Origin of the sequence: Marivivens sp. JLT3646 (genome assembly GCF_001908835.1) — a bacterium.
Taxonomy (GTDB): domain Bacteria; phylum Pseudomonadota; class Alphaproteobacteria; order Rhodobacterales; family Rhodobacteraceae; genus Marivivens; species Marivivens geojensis.
This window is the reverse complement of the sequence record NZ_CP018572.1, coordinates 2,755,013-2,768,251: the sequence shown is the minus strand read 5'-3', so window position 1 is coordinate 2,768,251 and position 13,239 is coordinate 2,755,013. Positions and strand designations below refer to the sequence as shown.

The 13,239-nt window shown below is 54.1% G+C and carries 10 protein-coding genes and 1 tRNA gene; 7 read left to right on the top strand and 4 right to left on the bottom strand.

The window, feature by feature from the left end; translation table 11 throughout:
• Positions 1-33: 33 nt before the first annotated feature.
• From BSK21_RS13850 to BSK21_RS13840, 3 genes are all read right to left on the bottom strand, one after another.
• Positions 34-999 (bottom strand): SIS domain-containing protein, encoded by a 966-nt coding sequence (locus BSK21_RS13850; protein ID WP_067552589.1) that lies wholly within the window; start codon positions 997-999, stop codon positions 34-36.
• Position 1,000: 1 nt separating this feature from the next.
• Positions 1,001-1,612, bottom strand: coding sequence for a ribonuclease D (locus BSK21_RS13845; RefSeq protein ID WP_067552592.1), 612 nt, complete (start codon positions 1,610-1,612; stop codon positions 1,001-1,003).
• A 160-nt stretch (positions 1,613-1,772) separates the two neighbouring features.
• Positions 1,773-1,859 (bottom strand) — tRNA-Leu (locus BSK21_RS13840).
• A gap of 139 nt (positions 1,860-1,998) precedes the next feature.
• Here BSK21_RS13840 and BSK21_RS13835 point away from each other — a divergent pair.
• Positions 1,999-2,982, top strand: coding sequence for a complex I NDUFA9 subunit family protein (locus BSK21_RS13835; protein ID WP_067552594.1), 984 nt, complete (start codon positions 1,999-2,001; stop codon positions 2,980-2,982).
• A 51-nt stretch (positions 2,983-3,033) separates the two neighbouring features.
• Here BSK21_RS13835 and BSK21_RS13830 read toward each other — a convergent pair whose 3' ends face one another.
• Positions 3,034-3,837 carry an undecaprenyl-diphosphate phosphatase gene (locus BSK21_RS13830; RefSeq protein WP_067552597.1) on the bottom strand — a complete coding sequence of 268 codons (804 nt, stop codon included), beginning with the start codon at positions 3,835-3,837 and terminating at the stop codon, positions 3,034-3,036.
• 219 nt (positions 3,838-4,056) lie between these two features.
• Between BSK21_RS13830 and BSK21_RS13825 the strand changes: the two genes are divergently transcribed.
• The 6 genes from BSK21_RS13825 to mtgA all read left to right on the top strand — a co-directional run bounded on the left by BSK21_RS13825 (position 4,057) and on the right by mtgA (position 13,214).
• Positions 4,057-5,493, top strand: coding sequence for an NAD(P)-dependent oxidoreductase (locus BSK21_RS13825; RefSeq protein ID WP_067552807.1), 1,437 nt, complete (start codon positions 4,057-4,059; stop codon positions 5,491-5,493).
• An 8-nt stretch (positions 5,494-5,501) separates the two neighbouring features.
• Positions 5,502-6,197 carry a hypothetical protein gene (locus BSK21_RS13820; protein ID WP_082959479.1) on the top strand — a complete coding sequence of 232 codons (696 nt, stop codon included), beginning with the start codon at positions 5,502-5,504 and terminating at the stop codon, positions 6,195-6,197.
• A gap of 75 nt (positions 6,198-6,272) precedes the next feature.
• A complete protein-coding gene (gene gltB / locus BSK21_RS13815; protein WP_074039046.1) occupies positions 6,273-10,811 on the top strand; it encodes a glutamate synthase large subunit in 4,539 nt (1,512 codons plus the stop codon).
• 176 nt (positions 10,812-10,987) lie between these two features.
• Positions 10,988-11,194, top strand: coding sequence for a hypothetical protein (locus tag BSK21_RS15975; protein ID WP_067552600.1), 207 nt, complete (start codon positions 10,988-10,990; stop codon positions 11,192-11,194).
• A 19-nt stretch (positions 11,195-11,213) separates the two neighbouring features.
• Complete coding sequence (locus BSK21_RS13810) at positions 11,214-12,194, top strand: hypothetical protein (protein ID WP_067552603.1); 981 nt, start codon at positions 11,214-11,216, stop codon at positions 12,192-12,194.
• 285 nt (positions 12,195-12,479) lie between these two features.
• Positions 12,480-13,214, top strand: coding sequence for a monofunctional biosynthetic peptidoglycan transglycosylase (gene mtgA, locus BSK21_RS13805; RefSeq protein WP_067552606.1), 735 nt, complete (start codon positions 12,480-12,482; stop codon positions 13,212-13,214).
• Positions 13,215-13,239: the final 25 nt, after the last annotated feature.

Genomic DNA, 13,239 nt, shown 5'->3' with positions numbered 1-13,239 from the left:
GACGAACTGGCTGTAGGCGTCGTTTTGCAACTGTTACACCACACCTGCACGCAGACAGTCATGGATGTGGAGGATGCCTACGACCCGACCCGACTGGACAGGGTCTTCGACGAATAGACAGGTAATCTTCTTTTCGTTCATCACGGCAACAGCTTCTTCAGCGAGGGCATCGGGACCGATGGTACGAGGCGATTTGGTCATCACTTCACCAGCGGTATGATCCAGTAGTCCGTCCATATGACGGCGCAAGTCGCCGTCGGTTACGATGCCACAGAGATAACCCTCCGAGTTGAGAACGCCAACGACGCCGAACCCTTTTTGGCTGATGGTGAGCAAAGCATCGCCCATCGCCGCGCTTTCCGCGATGAGCGGGATCGTATCGTCTTTGTGCATCAAATCGCGCACTTTCGAGAGGCGCGCGCCTAGCTTGCCACCTGGGTGGAATTGGCGGAAATGTTCAGCGCCGAATTCACGATGCTCCATCAGTGCAACGGCCAGTGCATCCCCAAGTGCCAGTGTCATGGTGGTGGATATGGTTGGAACTACGCCATGACCGCAGGCTTCGCCCAATTGCGGGAGCAGCAACTGCACGTCGGCCTGCTGCATAAGAGAACTCTCCCTGCGGGACGCGATACCGATCATGGTAATCCCAAAGCGACGCGTGTGAGCGATGAGGTCGGCCAGTTCAGGCGTTTCGCCAGAGTTCGATAGAATCAGCACAACATCGCCTTTGGTGATCATGCCCAGATCGCCATGCGAGGCTTCGGCAGGGTGCACGAAATGCGCGGGCGTTCCTGTGGAAGCCAATGTTGCAGTGATCTTTTTCCCGATGTGACCTGACTTGCCCATGCCCGATACGATCACGCGACCCGGTGCGTTCAGGATCAGTTCGGCGGCTTGGGCGAGATTGTCACCAATCGTCTCGGCCAGAACAGTCAGTGCGCGCGATTCGTCTTCGATCACGCGGCGGGCGGTATTGATGAGCTTTTCTCTATCCATGTCAGTGCGAAAAAATGTCCATATCGGGCCAGCCGGCGATATCGAGCTGTGCGCGTGTTGGTAGGAAATCAAAACATGACTGGGCAATCTCTGTGCGACCTTCGCGGGCAAGCTTTTTGTCCAGTTCAGTTTTCAAACGATGAAGATACAGCACGTCCGACGCGGCATAGTCCAATTGCGCGTTGGTAAGCGTTTCCGCGCCCCAGTCGCTCTGTTGTTGCTGCTTTGAAATGTCGACGCTTAGGAGTTCTTGCAGAAGATTTTTGAGACCATGGCGGTCTGTAAACGTGCGTATCAGTTTTGACGCGATTTTTGTGCAGTAGACCGGAGCGGCGAGCGCACCAAAGGTTTTGTACATTGCTGCAATATCAAATCGACCGAAATGGAACAGTTTCAGGACGTTTGGATCGGTCAGCATTTTGCACAGATTTGGCGCTTCGGTCTGACCAAAAGCGACCTGAACGATGTGGCAGTTTCCATCGCCACCCGACATCTGAATAAGACAAAGACGATCACGATGCGGGTTCAGACCCATCGTTTCACAATCAATTGCGACGGTGTCTCCGAGGTCTAGTCCGTCGGGAAGGTCATTCTGATACAGGAAGTTCGCCATAAATTTCGTTCCAGAGTCTTTGGCCTTAGGCTTTGGAATGGGTCTAGACCTGCTGACGTTATCGCGCAACCTCGGGATGGAACGCAGGTGAGGGCGAAAACGACTGATACACGCCGTATGAGGCGTATTTAATTCCATAAAACATATGAGGAAGATTTTATGGTGCCCAGAAGAGGACTCGAACCTCCACGACCTTGCGGTCACTGGCACCTGAAGCCAGCGCGTCTACCAATTCCGCCATCTGGGCACAGATGGTGGCGGGCTTCTACGAGTGGGGCGTGGCACTGTCAATGCTATTTCATGAAGAAAATGCAAAACCCCGATTGCGCCTTGTCTGCCAAGGGCCCGAGGGGTAAACCAAGCCAAGTTTTCGAAAGAGGCGCTCCATGTCCAAGCTTGTCACAATCTACGGCGGATCGGGTTTCGTCGGTCGTTATATTGCTCGTCGTATGGCTCAGCAGGGGTGGCGCGTTCGCGTCGCAACTCGCGATCCCAATGAGGCGCTGTTCGTTAAACCTTATGGCGCTGTCGGTCAGGTCGAGCCAGTTTTTTGCAATATTCGCGATGATGCGAGCGTTGCTGCGGTCATGGATGGTGCAGATGCCGTTGTGAACTGTGTCGGTATCTTGGCTGAGTCGGGTCGCAACACATTCCAATCGATTCAAGCAGAAGGCGCGGCTCGCGTTGCACGTCTGGCTGCCGAAAAAGGCGTTGCACGGTTGGTTCAGATTTCTGCGATCGGCGCTGATGCGGATGCGGACAGCGAATACGCACAGACCAAAGCGGCTGGTGAAGCGGCGGTTCTGGCAGAATTCCCTTCGGCAATCATCCTGCGCCCATCGATCATTTTCGGTTCCGAGGATGAGTTCTTTAACCGCTTCGCAGGCATGACCCGTTTTGGTCCGATCCTTCCAGTCGTTGGCGCTGATACAAAGTTCCAGCCGGTATGGGTGGATGATGTGGCTCAGGCTGCAGTCAAATCTGTCGTCGGTGATGTGGCATCGGGCACCTATGAACTGGGTGGTCCTGCTGTCGCGACATTCCGCGAGCTGATGGAAACGATGCTGACGATCGTTCATCGTCGCCGTTTGGTTCTGAACATCCCATTTGGAATCGCAAAATTGATTGCGACCTTTGGTGGTATCGGTCAAGCGCTATCGCTCGGCATCGTAAAGGCACCGATCACCAGTGATCAGGTGAAAAACCTTCGCGTCGACAACGTTGTGAGCGAAGGCGCTCAGGGCTTTGAGGCGTTTGGTATTGTTCCGACAAACATGGAAGCAGTTTTGCCCGACTACCTGTGGCGCTTCCGTCCGTCGGGTCAGTATGACGCGATCAAGGATTCAGCAAAAAACCTGAAACACAGCTAAGCATTTCAGGTTTCTAAGCATTTTAAAGGGGCGCACCATCGGTGCGCCTTTTTACGTATAGGCGACAGCGATAAGGATCACACCAAGGATGACGCGATATATGACGTAGGGCGTAAAGCTGATCGTGTTCAGAAGCTTCATCATCAAAGACAGAGCGAGCATCGCGGCGGCAAAGGCAAATACGGCGCCAATCCCTGCCAGCTTCAGCAGTTCCCAATCCGCCTGACCAATCACATCCGCGCCAAGCAGAACACCTGATGCGATGATGGTTGGAATGGACATCAACATGGAAATGCGGGCACCGTCTTTGCGGTTGTAGCCCATCTTGCGAGCCCCAGTGATCGTGATGCCAGAACGCGAGGTGCCTGGTATCAGTGCCACGGCTTGCCAAAGACCGAGCTTGATCGCTTCGCCCAAGGTCCAGTCCTGAATGGTTTTTTCTTCGGAGCCGATCTGGTCGTAATAGTAGAGCACGACGCCAAACAGCAGCATCGACCAGCCAATCACACTGATGGACCGCATTTGATCAGCAAGTCCTGTCACTTTGAGTATCAGCCCTATGATGACGACGGGGATCGTGGCGATCATCAAAAGGAACGCTAATTTCGAACCATCGGTATCGATTCGTCCTGTGAGCATGCGGGGGACGCCCAAAATCGCACTTTTCACATCCTGCCAGAAGAAAAGTATGACAGCGCCCAAAGTGCCGACATGAACGGCGACATCAATCGCGGGGCCTTGGTCTTGGGTTCCGACAAGATGTGGAAGTAGAACGAGGTGACCCGAGGATGATACGGGCAGAAATTCTGTAAGTCCTTGAATTACAGCAACTAAAAGCAGGTAGTAGAGACTCATGAATTCCGACCTTGAGCGATTTTGATGCCTACGAGGATTGTCATGATCCATTTCGGGTAACTTTAAAAGGTCAGCATAAGTTACCTAAATTTTGATCAATTGTCCGACTTTGAGGGTGCTGGAAGGTTAATTATTGAAAAATAGGTCAGTACTTTTGACTTTTCTTTTCTTTTGAGACGAATTAATCAGCAACTCCGAGAAGACTGCGGAGGGATGCCTGTGGCTACTGAAAAGATGCTAAAGTTCGTGACGGTTGGCCGTGACATGCCCGAAAAGCGTGGCGCGGAAGTTCGTCGTGAGGACTTCAACGAAATTTATTCCGAGTTCGCTGCTGCCAAAGCAGAGGAGCAGGCGAGCCGTTGTAGCCAGTGTGGTGTGCCCTATTGTCAGGCGCATTGCCCGCTGCACAACAACATCCCTGATTGGCTCCGCATGACTGCCTCTGGCCGTTTGCTAGAAGCATATGAGATCAGCCAAGCGACAAACACCTTCCCAGAAATCTGTGGTCGCATCTGCCCGCAAGACCGCCTGTGCGAAGGCAACTGTGTCATCGAACAATCGGGTCACGGCACTGTCACCATTGGTTCGGTTGAGAAGTACATCACTGACACCGCGTGGGAGCAGGGTTGGGTGAAACCAATCGTTCCTGCCGCAGAGCGTAGCGAATCCGTTGGCATCATCGGCGCTGGTCCTGCTGGCCTCGCTGCTGCTGATGTGCTTCGTCGCCATGGCGTTCAAGTCACCGTTTATGATCGTTACGACCGCGCTGGCGGTCTGCTCACCTACGGTATTCCGGGCTTCAAGCTGGAAAAAGACGTCGTGATGCGTCGCATCGCGCAGTTGGAAGACGCTGGCGTTGAGTTCGTCATGAACTGCAATGTCGGCGAAGATCTGACCTTTGATGCGATCCGTGGAAAGCATGATGCGATCCTGATTTCGACCGGCGTTTACAAGACCCGCGATTTGGTTGCTCCGGGTTCTGAGGCGTCAGGTATCGTTCGTGCGATCGATTACCTCACAGCGTCGAACCGCAAGAATTTTGGCGACGATGTTCCTGAATACGATTCGGGCGAATTGAACGCAGAAGGCAAAAACGTCGTTGTGATCGGCGGTGGTGACACCGCGATGGACTGCGTTCGGACTGCGATCCGTCAGGGTGCGACCTCGGTGAAGTGTCTCTATCGTCGTGACCGTGCAAACATGCCGGGTTCGCAGCGCGAAACTCAAAACGCAGAAGAGGAAGGCGTCGAATTCGTCTGGCTCGCTGCGCCTAAAGGTTTTGAAGGCGATACTTCCGTCACTGGCGTTGAAGTCCAGAAAATGCGTCTGGGTGCTCCAGATGCGTCTGGCCGCCAAATGCCTGAAGTGATCGAAGGCGCTGACTATGTCGAGCCTGCAGACCTCGTGATCAAAGCGCTGGGCTTTGAACCCGAAGACCTGCCGAAGCTATGGGGCGTTGATGGTCTGGACGTGACCCGTTGGGGCACTGTGAAGGCGGACTTTGGCACAGGCCAAACAAGCCTTGACGGCGTTTATGCAGCAGGTGACATCGTTCGCGGTGCATCGCTCGTTGTCTGGGCAATCCGCGACGGTCGCGACTGCGCTCAGTCTATCCTGTCCTACCTGAGCCAATCGGCAACGGTAGCAGCGGAATAAGGCTTACGATGATCGGTTTGCGCTCCCTCACTTTGGTTTTGACAGCGGTTTGCGCCGCTGGCTCTGCCGTGGGTGCGCAGCAGGTTGCTTTGCCCGAAGGCTGTGAAGCCTACGTCAGCATGCAGAAACGCAGCTGCACTGTGTCTCACATCTTTCACTGCTCAAACGATCCCGAGGGCTACCAGCGGCGTGTCGATTTCAATCAAGAAGGCATGACCTACCTCGGTATTATTGACGCCGAGGCCCAATGGATCGAGAGTTTTTCACCCGCCCGTGGCGAAACAACACGGCTGATGGCTGGGGCTCTCGACCCTGCGTCATTAACCGAGTTGTTGGCAACAGGCGGCGATACGTTCGAGTTTTTCACGAACGGCGATGTAAGCGGGGCGACCCAGTACATTGGTGAAGACCAGCTAACCGGCGAAACCGAGACCATCGATGGTGTTGACGTTCTGGTGACCAGCTTCGTAGTGCAGATCGAACGTTCCAACGGTGACATCGAAACCGTGCAAGGCAACGAATACGTCCATCCCGAATGGCGCACTTTTCTATCTGGTGTGCGCACATTCACGACTGCCAGCGGCGAAAAGATCACCCAAGATCATCGCCCTGTCGACTTTATCTTTCCGGGTGAGGGCGGGTTTCTGTCCATGACCCCGATCTATGACTGTGGCGCTACGCTTTCCAAGGCGGTGCGTTCATGAACCTGATTACTAATCATGACTGCGGTTGCGCGACGGTTGCGCCCGACAATGTCCTGAATTCCAAGGAGATGCCTCATGACCATCTATGATGAAAACTGGGTCGCAGCCGAAGAGGCAAAGCGCGAGTGGATGTCGAAGAACAGCCTCTACCGTACTGACGACGAACATTCGTCCTGCGGTGTTGGGCTTGTTGTTGCGCTTGATGGTAAGCCGTCCCGCAAAGTGGTCGATAACGGGATCAACGCGCTCAAGGCGATTTGGCACCGTGGCGCTGTCGACGCAGACGGCAAAACGGGTGATGGCGCGGGTATCCACGTTCAGATTCCTGTGACCTTCTTCTACGACCAAATTCGTCGCACTGGCCACGAGCCAGACATGAACAAACTGATCGCAGTTGGTCAGGTGTTCCTGCCGCGTACCGATTTCGGTGCTCAAGAGCGTTGCCGCACAATCGTTGAGTCCGAAGTGCTTCGCATGGGTCACTACATCTACGGATGGCGCCACGTTCCTGTGAAAACAGATTGCCTTGGTGAGAAAGCGAACGCGACCCGCCCAGAGATCGAGCAGATCCTGATCCGTTGTGATAAGGACATCGACGAAGAGCAGTTCGAGCGCGAACTCTACATCATTCGTCGTCGGATCGAGAAAGCTGCTCTGGCAGCTCAGATCCCGTCGCTGTATTTCTGTTCGCTGTCCTGCCGTTCGATCATTTACAAAGGCATGATGCTGGCAGAGCAGGTTGCAGAATTCTATCCGGACCTGATGGATGCACGTTTTGAATCGGCCTTTGCGATTTATCACCAGCGTTATTCAACCAACACCTTCCCTGAGTGGCGCTTGGCTCAGCCGTTCCGCATGCTTGCGCACAACGGTGAGATCAACACCATCAAAGGCAACATCAACTGGATGAAGAGCCACGAGATTCGCATGGCATCTTCGACCTTTGGTGACATGGCTGAAGACATCAAACCGATTATCCCTGCCGGCACCTCCGACTCTGGTGCCCTTGATACTGTGTTTGAAGTTCTCGTTCGCGCTGGACGTAACGCACCGATGGCGAAAACAATGCTTGTTCCTGAAGCATGGTCCAAGCAGGGCGAAGACATGCCGCAGGCGTGGCAGGATATGTACTCTTACTGCAACGCTGTGATGGAGCCTTGGGATGGTCCGGCTGCTCTCGCAATGACTGATGGTCGTTGGGTTTGCGGTGGTCTCGACCGTAACGGCCTACGTCCGCTGCGCTACGTTGTCACCGGCGACGGTCAGCTGATCGCTGGTTCTGAAGTTGGCATGGTCCCTACTGATGAAGCGACCGTTGTTGAAAAAGGCGCGCTCGGTCCGGGTCAGTTGATTGCCGTCGATATGAAAGAGGGCAAGCTCTACCACGACCTCGAGATGAAAAATAAACTCGCGTCTGCGCAGCCGTTCGGTGACTGGATCGAGAAAGTTGTCGACCTGACCGATTTGATGGGCAACGTCGAAGAAAAGACCCTGTTCTCTGGCGACGCTCTGCGTAAACGTCAGGTCGCTGCAGGCTATTCGCTCGAAGAGCTCGAGCAGGTTTTGGCTACGATGGCTGAGGACGGCAAAGAACTCATCGCATCGATGGGTGACGATACACCCTCTGCGGTTCTGTCGAAACAGTACCGTCCGCTGTCGCACTTCTTCCGTCAGAACTTCTCTCAGGTCACCAACCCGCCGATCGACTCGCTGCGTGAAACACGCGTGATGTCGCTGAAAACGCGGTTCGGCAACTTGAAGAACGTTCTCGACGAAGACAGCTCGCAGACCGAAATTCTGGTTCTGGAAAGCCCGTTTGTTGGCAACGCTGAGTTCGACAAAATGGTCGAACAATTCGGAGATAGCGTTGCGTTCATTGATTGTACGTTCGAAGCTGGTTCGGATCAGGAAGCTCTGCGTCAGGGTTTGGCTCGCGTTCGTTCCGAGGCAGAAGATGCGGTGCGTTCGGGCGCTGGTCACATCGTTCTGACCGACGAACACCAGAACGAAAGCAAAGTTCCGATGCCGATGATCCTTGCGACGTCGGCGGTTCACTCCTGGCTGACCCGCAAAGGTCTGCGGACGTTCACATCAATCAATGTGCGTTCGGCTGAATGCATCGACCCGCATTACTTTGCGGTTCTGATCGGCTGTGGTGCGACCACAGTGAACGCATATCTGGCACAGGACTCGCTTGCTGATCGTATCGAACGTGGACTGATTGATCTTTCGTTGACAGACGCAGTTGAAAACTACCGCGCTGCTGTCGATGCTGGTCTGCTGAAGATCATGTCGAAGATGGGTATCTCGGTTCTCGCCTCCTATCGCGGTGGTTTGAACTTTGAAGCTGTTGGCCTGTCGCGTGCGATGGTTGCGGAATATTTCCCAGGTATGCACAGTCGCATTTCGGGCATTGGTCTGCACGGTATCCAGCACAAGCTGGAAGAAGTGCACGCGAAAGGCTGGAAATCGGGCGCGAATGTGCTGCCGATTGGTGGCATCTACAAATCGCGTCGTTCAGGCGAAAAGCACGCTTGGGAAGCGTCGACTATGCACTTGCTGCAGTCGGCATGTGACCGCGCGTCCTACGAACTGTGGAAACAGTATTCGACGGTTATGCAGTCGAACCCGCCGATCCACCTGCGCGATCTGTTGGCCATCAAGCCGATGGGCAAGCCAGTTCCGATCGAAGAAGTTGAATCGATCACGTCGATCCGTAAGCGCTTTGTAACGCCTGGTATGTCTCTTGGTGCGTTGTCGCCTGAGGCACACAAGCTGCTGAACGTTGCGATGAACCGCATTGGTGCGAAATCCGACTCTGGTGAGGGTGGTGAGGATCCAGCGCACTTCGTTCCGGAACCGAACGGTGACAACCCGTCGGCAAAGATTAAACAGGTTGCTTCGGGTCGTTTCGGTGTAACAGCCGAATACCTGAACCACTGTGAAGAGCTCGAGATCAAGGTTGCTCAGGGTGCAAAACCGGGTGAAGGTGGTCAGCTGCCGGGCATGAAAGTGACCGACCTGATCGCACGTCTGCGTCACTCGACCAAAGGCGTGACGCTGATTTCGCCGCCGCCGCACCACGACATCTACTCGATCGAAGACCTAGCTCAGCTGATCTATGACCTGAAACAGATCAACCCGACTGTTAAGGTTACGGTCAAACTGGTTGCGTCGTCGGGCGTTGGTACGATTGCGGCTGGTGTTGCGAAGGCGAAAGCCGACACCATCCTTATCTCGGGTCACAACGGTGGCACGGGTGCTTCGCCTGCAACCTCGATCAAATACGCGGGTCTGCCGTGGGAAATGGGTCTGACCGAAGCGCACCAAGTGCTCGCGATGAACAACCTGCGTGATCGCGTCACCCTGCGGACTGATGGTGGTCTGCGGACTGGTCGTGACATCGTCATGGCAGCGATGATGGGTGCCGAAGAATTCGGTATCGGTACGGCTGCTCTGATCGCGATGGGCTGTATCATGGTACGTCAGTGCCAGTCGAACACCTGCCCTGTAGGGGTTTGCACCCAGAATCCAGAACTGCGCGCCAAATTCACTGGCACAGCTGAGAAGGTCGTGAACCTGATCACCTTCTACGCAACCGAAGTTCGCGAAATCCTCGCGTCGATCGGTGCACGTAGCTTGAACGAGGTAATGGGCCGTGCAGACCTGCTGACTCAGGTATCGCGTGGTTCTGCTCACCTCGACGATCTTGACCTTAACCCGTTGCTGATCACGGTCGATGGTGCAGATAAGATCAAATACGATCTGAACAAGCCGCGTAACGTTGTTCCAGACACGCTGGACGCTGAAATCGTTAAGGACGCTGAGCGCTTCCTACGCGATGGTGAGAAGATGCAGCTGGAATACGCTGTTCAAAACACCCTGCGGACCATCGGTACTCGCACATCGAGCCACATCGTTAAGAACTTCGGTATGCGCAACTCGCTGCAGCCTGATCACCTGACGGTGAAACTCAAAGGTTCTGCAGGTCAGTCCCTCGGCGCGTTTGGCGCACCCGGTCTGAAGATCGAAGTCTCTGGCGACGCGAACGACTATGTCGGTAAGGGTCTGTCGGGTGCGACGATTGTTGTACGCCCGCCGATGAACTCGCCACTGGTTGCCTCTGAAAACACGATCATCGGTAACACCGTTTTGTATGGTGCGACTGACGGCTACCTCTTTGCCGCCGGTCGCGCGGGCGAGCGTTTCGCTGTCCGTAACTCTGGTGCGAAGGTGGTTGTCGAGGGCTGTGGTTCCAACGGTTGTGAATACATGACTGGCGGTGTTGCGGTTATCCTCGGCTCGATTGGCCCGAACTTCGGCGCTGGTATGACGGGTGGTATGGCTTACCTTTATGATCCTGAAGGCGCTAATGAGCCTCTAATGAACATGGAAACCTTGGTCACTTGCCCAGTCACTGTTGATCACTGGGAAGCTCAACTGAAAGATCTGGTTGAGCGCCATGCGAAGGAAACTGGCAGCCGTAAAGCTGCTGAAATCCTTCAGCATTGGGAGGCGGAGAAGGCGAACTTCGTTCAGGTGTGCCCGAAAGAGATGCTGGTTCACCTCAAGGCGCCACTGACAAACGAAGTCGCGGCGATGCCGGCTGAGTAAGTCAGTTAAAATAAACATGCAGAAAACGCCGGCAGGAAACTGCCGGCGTTTTTTATCAACAGATTTAATTTTTGTAATAAATAAAACGAGCTCGACAACTGCCGTTGAGGACCCAAAGGGGTTCTGAGCACTCACGATGATCCCCTTTTTTGTTTTTAAATCGGGAGAAGGTCGGCATGTCCACTATTCCATCGGCAAAGCTAAAAGCTCTGCTAACCAGCAACAGTGACCTTTCAAAGGCGTCGCTGGGAACTCGCATCATGCTAACGCGGATGCGCCTCGAAGTTCAAAACAACCCGGCGTCAATTGATGCCGTTGTGTCTGAACTTCAGCAAACCACTGATACCAAACCGCAATTGGCGGCTGATTTGGCAAACATCTAAGGTAACAAAGGTTAAAATTATGAAAAACGAACTCTTGAGTGTTGCCGAAGCCGCAGAACGTATCCAATCGGGAGATGTTTTGGTCGTAGCTGGTGGCAGCAATCTGATGGCCCAATTGCCGACTGGTAAGTGGATTGGTGGCTCGACCGCATACTTTGTTACCGAGAATGGCGGTGCTGTCGTTCAGGATAAACTGTTCTGCACCACCATTGATGATGCGACTGATGCGACAGTTCGCGTTGTGTCTCCTGATGAAGTTGCGACCATCTCGAAGGGCTACAATGCGGGAGGATTCACGGTCATCCTCGTTCCCGCAATGACCCATGCGCACATTCGCTTTGCTCTTGATAGTGTCAATGACGCAGACCTCTTTGACCAGCCGCTGGTAGGTTGGGTGACAGGCGTGCATCTCGACAAACTTGGAAGCGAAGCCTCTGTCGTCGTAGATGGCAGCACAGGTGCGAAGCTAGAGAACGCTGCCGTGCTGTTGCATGTTGAACTGCCTGCAGGGTCGTCAGTTGATTTCGACATCGTGAACATCTTCACCCAAGGCGAAGAGATGTCGGTCGTCTTTTCAGAAACCGGCTTCACCGCGCGGACTGCAAAAGTGAACGGCGTTGAGGTGAACCTCGCGCAGTATCTGACAGACAATGCAATAGATACACGTCTGCCGCTCGTTGCGAACTATGCTGGTTCGATGGTCAACGTGTCGGTTCAAACCGTTGATGTTGCAGATGGCCGCGTCGATTTTTATGCGCCGATCGTTGCTGGTATGGAATACAAGCTCGCAGCACCGCAGCCTGACTATGCGGCTGCTTTCGCGAACAGCATCGGTGAAGCAGGTGTCGGTCAGTATTCTTGCAACTGCATCCTGAACTACCTCTACGGCGACCTCGAAGGCAAAAAGACTGGTGGTTTCACTGGTCCTGTGACCTTTGGTGAGATTGCGTACATCTTGTTGAACCAGACTTTGGTCAAACTCGACGTCAAAGCCGCCTAAGTTCCCCAGAATGGCGCGATCTGATGGTCGCGCCATTTTTTTGCCCTGAAATTACCTTGGGTTGATCAAAATATCCTTAGGTTGTTTCAAATTATCGACCAATTCCGCCCCCATATTCACAATTGTTTCGAATGATGAGTATTGAGAGGGCAACGTGCGACAGTCCCACCTGCAAATTACAAATACGGCCTCCATCCCTGCATTGCAGGCAATTGATGTTGTGGTGGAAAAACCCTCTGCAAAGCTGACTTTGCAGTTCGGTGACATCCAACTATACCTGTGGCTATGTCCAAAGCCACGCGTCGCAAATCGTCCGTCCAGTCGCAATCACTTGCGGCTCGTTTACGCTCAGGCTTCAGGCGCTGGGCGTTCAGGGCGCTGTGGGCTGTACTAGGTTTTGGCCTCTTTGTTATTGTGCTGTTCTCGGTCGTGAACCCTCCGATTACGCCCTATATGCAATCTGAAAGCTGGCGGCTGGGATCGGTTGATCACCAATGGGTCGGGATCGAAGATATCGCGCCAGTGATGGCCCGTAGCGTTGTCGCCGCAGAAGATGCGGATTTCTGTTTGCATTGGGGGTTGGATGTATCTGCTATTCAGCTCGCAATGGCGCAGGGTGGCACTCGAGGGGGCTCCACCATCTCACAGCAGGTCGTTAAAAACGTCTATCTCTGGCAGGATCGGAGTTGGTTTCGCAAACTCCTAGAGGCCCTTATGACGCCTGTGGTCGAACTGGTTTGGTCCAAAAAACGCATCCTTGAAGTCTATCTGAACATTGCTGAATTCGACGAAGGCGTTTTCGGCGTAGGTTCCGCAGCTCAGCATTATTTTGGTGTCGATGCGTCCCAATTGACCGCGATACAGGCCGCACGTTTGGCAGCGGTCCTGCCGTCACCAAAGACCCGTAGTGCATCACGTCCAGATCGGGCGTTGATCAACCGCGCATCAAGCATCGCAGATGGTGCCGCAACAATTCTGAACGATGGGCGAGCGGCCTGCTTCACGGCGACTTCCGGCTAGTTCGCTGACTCCTTCGGGGTCCTCC

Bases quoted from the DNA above. Each gene is read 5' to 3' on its own strand.
- BSK21_RS13850 (WP_067552589.1), bottom strand. From the start codon at position 999: ATGGATAGAGAAAAGCTCATCAATACCGCCCGCCGCGTGATCGAAGAC.
- BSK21_RS13845 (WP_067552592.1), bottom strand. From the start codon at position 1,612: ATGGCGAACTTCCTGTATCAGAATGACCTTCCCGACGGACTAGACCTC.
- BSK21_RS13835 (WP_067552594.1), top strand. From the start codon at position 1,999: ATGTCCAAGCTTGTCACAATCTACGGCGGATCGGGTTTCGTCGGTCGT.
- BSK21_RS13830 (WP_067552597.1), bottom strand. From the start codon at position 3,837: ATGAGTCTCTACTACCTGCTTTTAGTTGCTGTAATTCAAGGACTTACA.
- BSK21_RS13820 (WP_082959479.1), top strand. From the start codon at position 5,502: ATGATCGGTTTGCGCTCCCTCACTTTGGTTTTGACAGCGGTTTGCGCC.
- gltB (WP_074039046.1), top strand. From the start codon at position 6,273: ATGACCATCTATGATGAAAACTGGGTCGCAGCCGAAGAGGCAAAGCGC.
- BSK21_RS15975 (WP_067552600.1), top strand. From the start codon at position 10,988: ATGTCCACTATTCCATCGGCAAAGCTAAAAGCTCTGCTAACCAGCAAC.
- BSK21_RS13810 (WP_067552603.1), top strand. From the start codon at position 11,214: ATGAAAAACGAACTCTTGAGTGTTGCCGAAGCCGCAGAACGTATCCAA.
- mtgA (WP_067552606.1), top strand. From the start codon at position 12,480: ATGTCCAAAGCCACGCGTCGCAAATCGTCCGTCCAGTCGCAATCACTT.